Source organism: Plebeiibacterium sediminum, from assembly GCF_026013605.1.
Lineage (GTDB): Bacteria > Bacteroidota > Bacteroidia > Bacteroidales > Marinilabiliaceae > Saccharicrinis > Saccharicrinis sediminus.
Map to the genome: position 1 here is coordinate 1 of NZ_JAPDPJ010000350.1, position 398 is coordinate 398.

At 43.0% G+C, this 398-nt stretch carries 1 protein-coding gene; it reads left to right on the forward strand.

The window, feature by feature from the left end:
- Nucleotides 1–398, forward strand: a 398-nt coding sequence (locus tag OM075_RS25745; protein ID WP_301193408.1) for a Calx-beta domain-containing protein, incomplete at both ends; no start/stop codon positions are given.

The window sequence follows — 398 nt, forward strand, 5'->3', positions numbered from 1 at the left end:
GCGGCAGGCGAAACTTCAAAAACAGTTAGCGTTACAGTATATGGTGATGCGGTATACGAAGGCGATGAAAGCATGTATGTGAATTTAAGCAATGCATCAGGAGCGAGTATGTCAGATAATCAAGGCGTTGGAACCATCACCGATGATGACGGACAACCGACTATCAGCATTAACGATGCATCTGTAACAGAGGGCAATTCAGGTACTGCTACTTTAGACTTTACTGTTTCATTGAATCATGCCAGTGCATCAGCCGTAACTGTAGATTACGCTACAGTAGATCATACTGCAACCATAGCCAACAGCGACTATGTAGAAGTAACAACTACTAGTTTGACCTTTGCAGCAGGCGAAACTTCAAAAACAGTAAGCGTTACAGTATATGGTGATGCGGTATA